Origin of the sequence: Lentihominibacter faecis (assembly GCF_014306095.1) — a bacterium.
GTDB classification, from domain to species: domain Bacteria; phylum Bacillota; class Clostridia; order Peptostreptococcales; family Anaerovoracaceae; genus Lentihominibacter; species Lentihominibacter faecis.
Map to the genome: position 1 here is coordinate 1 of NZ_JACRWC010000067.1, position 6,638 is coordinate 6,638.

Genomic DNA, 6,638 nt, shown 5'->3' on the forward strand with positions numbered 1-6,638 from the left:
ATAAGAGACAGGTTTATTGATTTGTATATGGAAAGCTTGAAAAGGCTTAGGATCCAGAGTTTAGAAGAGGAAGGGAGGAAATGAGGATGAAACCTAAAACAGCCGTATTCATTATTGCGAGCTTCGGGATCCTGGTTGTCGTAGCTGCATATGTGAAGCGTGGCGAGTTCGGGATCGGATCCGAATGGGCGCTGCCGGTGATTGCGGCAGCTATAGTACCGTTAAAGGAAGGAGGAAAGCGTAACTCATGAACATCACAAAAGAAGAATTTATTATCCGGCTGAAGCTGGTGGTCATGGCCGACGAGCGTTCCTGTGTGGAGGACATCACATACTGGAAGCAGGATGAAAAAGAAGTTGTCACCATCCGCTATGTTGGCGGAGCAAAGGCGATGATCAATGTGGCCTGCAACAGCAACGGGTGTAATGCACTGGAAATCATGCGGGAAATTTACGGATCCGGAGCTATCGGTAAAATCCGGGAAGAAGAATTACAGGAAGGAGGCTGGTTACATGGACAATTACATGGGACGGTGTGAGTATTGCGGAAAAGAGATGGGTATCATGGCCGAGAGTCAGGAAGAGGCGAACCACATTGTTTCAAAGGAATGTTTCTGCGGTGGAGCCAAGCAGGCGGAAGAGATCGAAAGAAAGAAGCAGGAGCTTCGTACTCAGCTGGATCAGCTGACTGGGCCGGACTGTGAAGAATTGAACTTCATTCCGCTTCCCGAGGAACTGCGAGATATACTGAATCAGATCGGAGAGGCTGTTGTGGACGGCAAGATCCGGCAGATAACCATGAAAACATACGGAACGCAGATCGTCATCCGCGGCGGCGAGAACATAAAAGCGACAAGGAGTTATAAGTATGAGCAAGGAGGAGAAGTCCAGTAAGGTGCTGGACAGCTATTATGAAAACTGTGCTTTCCCTAAGCCGAAGAGTAAGAAGAAAAAGCTACTTCATAACGGGTACAAGGACAAGCATGAGCGGATCTGCTGGTATACCGGAAGACCGGGAGCAGAACGACATGAGATTTGGGGTGGGCCAGACAGGCAGAAAAGTATTGAGATGGGATTTCAAGTTGATCTTTGCTCGGAGCTGCATGCACGGCTTCATGCAAATTGTGATGAATGGGCCAAAACAGAAAATCTGAAATGGAAAATGTTTTTCCAGATGCAATATGAGCAGAAGTTGATCGAGTCCGGGATTCGACCGGAAATGGCAAGGGAATGCTGGATGGCATTGATAGGCAGAAATTATTTATAACAGGGCAATGATACAAGCCGAAATTCGCAAAAGAAAGGGGAATCGCATAATGGACGAAGAAATCAGAAAAGCAAGATCCAGACAGTACGGTTCCTTTTTATATTGTCCTAATAGAGACTGCCTGTGTTTTGGCAGGGAGACCGATCTGGAGTGCAAGCATGAAAGTTGTATTTTAGACGATCCGGAATATCAGGCTTTGCAGAAAAGAATAGAAGAAAATCGAAAAAGGAATGAGCTGAATGCGTTACGGGAGAACTCGAACACCTCACATAGACAGGTTATCCGAAGGCAAACTAAGACAGCTGCAGAGATGCTGGAGGAGCGGATCCGTAGGAAAGAACAGTATGCGAGAGAATGCTATCGGGCGAATTATCCGAAGCGAGGAGACGATATTGTATATGAAATCGTTCGGCTTCGGGCGAAATTACGAAAATTGAAGGAAGGTGGAAGATGATGTTTTATAAAGGAGATTCAGTAAAAATCATAAAAACGGGAGACCGGAACTATGGGAAGTTCGGCGTTGTGCAAGGCATCAAGACGGCTATGGAAGATAAATGGGTTCTGGTGCAGATTGATGGGGAGCAGGAGTATTACCAGATCGGAGAACTGATTTTGGGAACGCCGGCTGAAAAAGGAGCGGAAACTGATGTATAGAGGAATCAGAGCTGTTTTGATGGCGGTTTTGGTAGTGTCGTCCTTATGGGTTGGAATTGGCCTGGGAATTGCATCAACTGAGAGAAAGCCGTCTGCTGAAGTCAGGAGCATTGGGGAGAACCGGATAGAGATCTGGAAAGGCGGAGTGGTCGTGATATGGACCACTCAGGAGAATGTAACCAACTGGGGTGATTATATTATCGTGAAAGGAGAGTGAAAGATCATGATAAACAAGGCGATTGAAAAGCTAACAAAGGAAATGATGAAGCTGAATAATCCATTCGCTCAGGCGATCGAAGAGCATCTGACCGAGATCTGCACCAGCGATGCGGTGGCAGATAAAATATTACAGGAAGGAAAATCTCTGAAAGGTGCCTGTGATTCCATCCGGGATGTAGCAAAGAAGAACGCTGTAGGAGGCGTCGGAGCAGTATCGGATGAAGATGCCTATAGGATGGCCGAAGAATATTACGGAATCAGCAGGGCAGAAAAGCATGAGACTCTCAATGTCTTGGATCTGCTGTAGGGGGTGAGCATAAGGAAATGGATGAAAAATCTTTTAACCTGCCGCCAGCTCCGGCTGGAGTCAGGAACTGGATCATAAAAGATGTGATCGAGAAAACCTATATCATATATAACAAAAAGAAAAATGAAGCGGTGTGCACCCGGTGCGGTCATCGCTTCCGGGCCGACCGGTTTCCAATGAAAAACAACGATACCGGAATTTGCCCAAAGTGCAAAAGTAAGGCGACATATAAGGCGGAAGGCATCGGACGAAAAAAGCTTGCGGAGCATTTCAGGGTGCTGGTATTGACCCATAGAGGAAATACCGTATATGGATCTCTGACGGAAATAACGGCCACCTTTGAGAATGTCGGAAAACCAGAGCTTCATGGATGGATATCGGCCGTATACGTGTTCAATAAAAATGAGCAGAGCTACTATAAGCATACACCGTCATGGTGCTGGGGGACGGACCATTGGGAGCAGATAAAAGCTGTAAAACTGCCGCATCCACCATCGGGCATGAACTGGTACAGCCGGCCGAAATTTGAACGAACGGAAGTGTACAAGGGCAATCTGAAACGCACGTTCCTGAATAGTTGTTTGAAATACGGATGGCAACCGGACATGTTTCAAAGAAATGAATTCGATGCATATGATCTCATTTCATATATCAACCTGCATCTTAAATATCAGAGCATCGAACTCCTGGCAAAAGCGGGGCTTGAGTGCTTCGTAGTAGAAAAAGTATTCGGGAGAATCGGATCAGGCTGTATAAACTGGAGGGGACGCAGCCTAGAGAAGATACTGAGGCTACCTCGCCGGCATATAAAGAAGCTAAGAGGCCGCTATGTGAATTTTCAGGAACTTAGTTTTTTTCAGAACCTGACAGAGAAAGAGAAAAGCTTTTCGTGGGAGACAATAACCAAAGCTGCGGATGCATTCGAAGGTGATGAAGCAAGGCGCATTGGAAAGTTTATATCTGTCATGAAATGGGCAGAATGGGCCGGAAAGCAGAATGTGAACAAATATGACTGGCTGGACTATATCAAAGACTGCCGACTTCTGGGCCTCGACACGCGAAAGAAGTCCATCCTGCTTCCAGAAGATTTTGCCGAGGTTCATAGACGGCTGTCGGAGCAGGTCAAGATCCAGCGGACAGAGTTGGAGAATGCCGCTATAAAGAAGGTGGCGGCATTGCAGAAAATGGATATCAAAAGGAATGGCTTTATACTGAAAATCGCCGAGTCACAGGAAGATCTGAATGTTGAGTCATCAGTACTCGGCCATTGCGTACGTACTTATGGGGATAAAGTCGCAGAGGGGGAAACGATCATTTACTTTATCCGCAGGGAGGAAAAACCGGACGAGCCGTATTATACCCTGGAGATTAAACCGGAGGGGAAGTTCATCCAGTGCAGAGGAGAGCATAACTGTAATATGACTCCAGAGGTGGAGGCATTTAAAGATATGGTTGTAGCAGAGTTTAATAGAAGATTAAAACGGAAAGAGAGGAAAGCAGCATGAGCAATATCGTGGAAGCAGATTACAGGGTAGTTCCGGAGAGGACACTGCCGGTGATCGCATCGGAGATCCTTTATATCGAATCACAGGTGGCAAAGACGGCATTAGATGGCGCCATTCAGATCGGGATAAAACTAAAAGAGGCAAAGGAAAAAGTAGATCATGGCCAGTGGGAGGATTGGTGCAGTGAGAATCTCAATTACAGCAAATCAAAAGCTGAAAAGATGATGAAGATTGCTACAGAATACGGGGATGAAAACAGTCCATATGCAAAAACGTACATGTGTACGGATTTGAGTATTTCCAAGGCTTTAAGGCTTTTACAGGTACCGGAGAATGATGTGGAATCCTTTGCAGAAAAGAACGATATTCAAGACATGACAGTCAAGGAACTGGAAGATAAAATCAAAGCGTTGAAACAGGAAAAAGAATACCAAAGCATCGAGATGGAAAAGGAAATCCTGGGGTTGCAGGAACAGATGGAACAGAAAAATGATGAAGCGGAACGTCTGGCCGGGGAACTGGCGGCGCTAAAATCCCAGACTGCGGATCCGGATGAGATCACTAAGCTGGAGGAAAAGCTTCAGAAAACTAAGATCCGAGAAAATGAGCTGAAAGAAAAACTGAAAGCAGAAAAAGAGGCCAGAGATCAGGAAATCCAGAAGGCTCTGGAAAAGGAAGGGGACAAATTGAAGGCAGAAGCTGAAACGGCGGCTGCAAAGCAGATCGAAATTACCCGGCGGGATAATGAATCGATGGCTCAGCAGATCAAGGAACTGGAGACCAAGATCGATAACGTCTCAAATGAGTCGCTGATGCTGTTCAAGCTGAAAGTAGATCAGCTCCAGAAGATCTATCAGGAATGCCAGGAGGCCGCGATGGAGACTCCGGATCCGGATAAGACAAAGGCCGCTCTTCTGCAAATCATGGACGCACTGATTGGACAGGAGGCGTGATATGAATCCTACATTAAAAGGACAGTGCATGAGAACGGATTGCGCTTATCATTCAAAATCCGTCGGATCCTGTGACTATCTTTTGATCGCAGGTCATCGGCGGGGATGCAGCATCGAGGATTGCGATAAGTACCGGAAAAAGAAAAAGGGTGATTTAGGACTCCAGCCGGCACCAGATGCCAGCATGAAAGAAACTGCCAGGATCATTGATGGGATCATGAAAGGAAATTAAGAGTTTCAGGGATCGAATAAATAGAGGGAATATCGGCGACCATTCCGGTCGCCTTACCCCTTGATCAGAGTATTAACAAAAGGACAAAGATATGTATTACAGAGATACGATCATCGCCGGGCGCACCAAGCTGATCGCCTTGCGGGCAGTGACAAGGACATACATAAAAGGAGAAAAGCGAAAGCCAAAAATGAACCCGACCCCGGAGGCTGTGGCCAGGACCAATTTCCGTAATGCGGTCAAGATGCTGACGGCAAAGCTGAATCATAATTTTGTTCCGGGAGATTATCACCTGACGCTTACTTATGAGAAGGTGAAAGCTCCAGCGGATGCAAAGAAATGCCTGGATAATTTTATCCGAAAGGTTCGCTCTGCCTGCAAAAAGGAGGGGGTCGTTTTGAAGTGGGTCGCTGTGACGGAGTATAAACAGCACAGGATACATCATCACCTTGTGATATCAGGAATCGATGTGGACACATTGGATCGGTGCTGGAAATATGGTCGTATCAATGTTGCACCGCTGGATCCGTCAGGGAATTATCACCGGCTTGCGGAATATCTTCTGAAAGAGACCGAAGAAACTTTCAGGCAGGAAGGAAGTCCCAGCAAGCGGAGGTACAGCTGCAGCAGGAGCATTGTCACCCCGGAAATCCGCAGGGAAAAAATATCAAGCAGGCAGGTATGGGAAGAAATCAAACCGCCGAAGGGATATTATGTTGATGAAGATACCGTCAGGATGTATGAGCATGCGATCTTAGGTGTGGAGTGCAAGGAGTACATATTGATCAGCCTTGATGGTCCGGCAAAGGGAAAACGGGGGAAGCCGATCCGTCCGGAAAAAGTATATCAAACAGATAAGCAGCTATCCATGGAGGAGATGGCGTTTTAGCGTGGGAGGTTTTATGGATAGAGAACGAATGAAAGCATTCCATTGTATTATGGGAGAATTGAAGCGGATACGAAAAGATATCCGGACATATCAGAAGAAGGCGGAGCGCAGCGGCGGGAAACTGATGACGGATGTTGCGCGTGGATCCTCGCCGGAATTTCCGTATACTGAGACGAGGATGAAGATTGAAAGCTTCGATCACTCGAAGGAGGATGAGTATCTTAGAGAGCTCCGCCGTCGTGAAGCGGAATTCGATCTGATGGTAATGGAAGCGGAGAACTGGTTAAAAGAGATTCAGGATCCGCAGCTTTATGGTATCTTCCGAAGGAAGATGAAAGACAATATGACTGACAGCCAGATTGCCGAAGAACTTGGGTATTCACGATCAAGGATCACGCAGATCATAAATAAATATTTGCAGCTGGATAAAGATTAACACTATTAACATTCTGGATGTGTTATTATGGTATCAAGAAAAAAGGCAAACGCAAAGCGAGGAACTTCCATTCAGGGTCGGAGGTTCCTCGTTTTGTTTTTTAGGGCTATAAGCCCGTGCTGAGCACGCATAGCGTGCGAAGTATCAACCACCCGCTATGCGGGTGCGCGGTAGAGG

General features: G+C 46.6%; 13 protein-coding genes. All 13 read left to right on the plus strand.

Annotation, left to right across the window (positions count from 1 at the left end; translation table 11 throughout):
- The first annotated feature begins 86 nt into the window (after positions 1–86).
- The 13 genes from H8876_RS05390 to H8876_RS05450 all read left to right on the plus strand — a co-directional run bounded on the left by H8876_RS05390 (position 87) and on the right by H8876_RS05450 (position 6,461).
- On the plus strand, positions 87–251 hold the full coding sequence (locus tag H8876_RS05390; RefSeq protein ID WP_249286864.1) for a hypothetical protein: 165 nt from the start codon (positions 87–89) through the stop codon (positions 249–251).
- Positions 248–538 carry a hypothetical protein gene (locus H8876_RS05395; protein WP_249286865.1) on the plus strand — a complete coding sequence of 97 codons (291 nt, stop codon included), beginning with the start codon at positions 248–250 and terminating at the stop codon, positions 536–538. The genes H8876_RS05390 and H8876_RS05395 overlap by 4 nt, the downstream gene beginning before the upstream one ends.
- Positions 513–893: a hypothetical protein gene (locus H8876_RS05400; protein ID WP_249286866.1), complete on the plus strand. Its 381-nt coding sequence runs from the start codon at positions 513–515 to the stop codon at positions 891–893. Before H8876_RS05395 ends, H8876_RS05400 begins: the two co-directional genes overlap by 26 nt.
- A complete protein-coding gene (locus H8876_RS05405; RefSeq protein WP_249286867.1) occupies positions 868–1,266 on the plus strand; it encodes a hypothetical protein in 399 nt (132 codons plus the stop codon). Before H8876_RS05400 ends, H8876_RS05405 begins: the two co-directional genes overlap by 26 nt.
- A 49-nt stretch (positions 1,267–1,315) precedes the next feature.
- A complete protein-coding gene (locus tag H8876_RS05410; protein WP_249286868.1) occupies positions 1,316–1,720 on the plus strand; it encodes a hypothetical protein in 405 nt (134 codons plus the stop codon).
- On the plus strand, positions 1,717–1,920 hold the full coding sequence (locus tag H8876_RS05415; RefSeq protein ID WP_249286869.1) for a hypothetical protein: 204 nt from the start codon (positions 1,717–1,719) through the stop codon (positions 1,918–1,920). Before H8876_RS05410 ends, H8876_RS05415 begins: the two co-directional genes overlap by 4 nt.
- Positions 1,913–2,137 (plus strand): hypothetical protein, encoded by a 225-nt coding sequence (locus tag H8876_RS05420; protein WP_249286870.1) that lies wholly within the window; start codon positions 1,913–1,915, stop codon positions 2,135–2,137. The genes H8876_RS05415 and H8876_RS05420 overlap by 8 nt, the downstream gene beginning before the upstream one ends.
- A gap of 6 nt (positions 2,138–2,143) precedes the next feature.
- Complete coding sequence (locus H8876_RS05425) at positions 2,144–2,446, plus strand: Cas9 inhibitor AcrIIA9 family protein (RefSeq protein WP_249286871.1); 303 nt, start codon at positions 2,144–2,146, stop codon at positions 2,444–2,446.
- A 17-nt stretch (positions 2,447–2,463) separates the two neighbouring features.
- Positions 2,464–3,951 (plus strand): PcfJ domain-containing protein, encoded by a 1,488-nt coding sequence (locus H8876_RS05430; protein WP_249286872.1) that lies wholly within the window; start codon positions 2,464–2,466, stop codon positions 3,949–3,951.
- Entirely contained in the window at positions 3,948–4,904 is a 957-nt protein-coding gene (locus tag H8876_RS05435; RefSeq protein WP_249286873.1) for a DUF3102 domain-containing protein, read from the plus strand. Before H8876_RS05430 ends, H8876_RS05435 begins: the two co-directional genes overlap by 4 nt.
- A 1-nt stretch (position 4,905) precedes the next feature.
- Positions 4,906–5,136, plus strand: a complete 231-nt coding sequence (locus tag H8876_RS05440) for a hypothetical protein (protein ID WP_249286874.1) — start codon at positions 4,906–4,908, stop codon at positions 5,134–5,136.
- Between the two features lie 91 nt (positions 5,137–5,227).
- Positions 5,228–6,025 carry a rolling circle replication-associated protein gene (locus H8876_RS05445; RefSeq protein WP_249286875.1) on the plus strand — a complete coding sequence of 266 codons (798 nt, stop codon included), beginning with the start codon at positions 5,228–5,230 and terminating at the stop codon, positions 6,023–6,025.
- Between the two features lie 13 nt (positions 6,026–6,038).
- On the plus strand, positions 6,039–6,461 hold the full coding sequence (locus H8876_RS05450; RefSeq protein WP_249286876.1) for a hypothetical protein: 423 nt from the start codon (positions 6,039–6,041) through the stop codon (positions 6,459–6,461).
- Positions 6,462–6,638 lie beyond the last annotated feature (177 nt).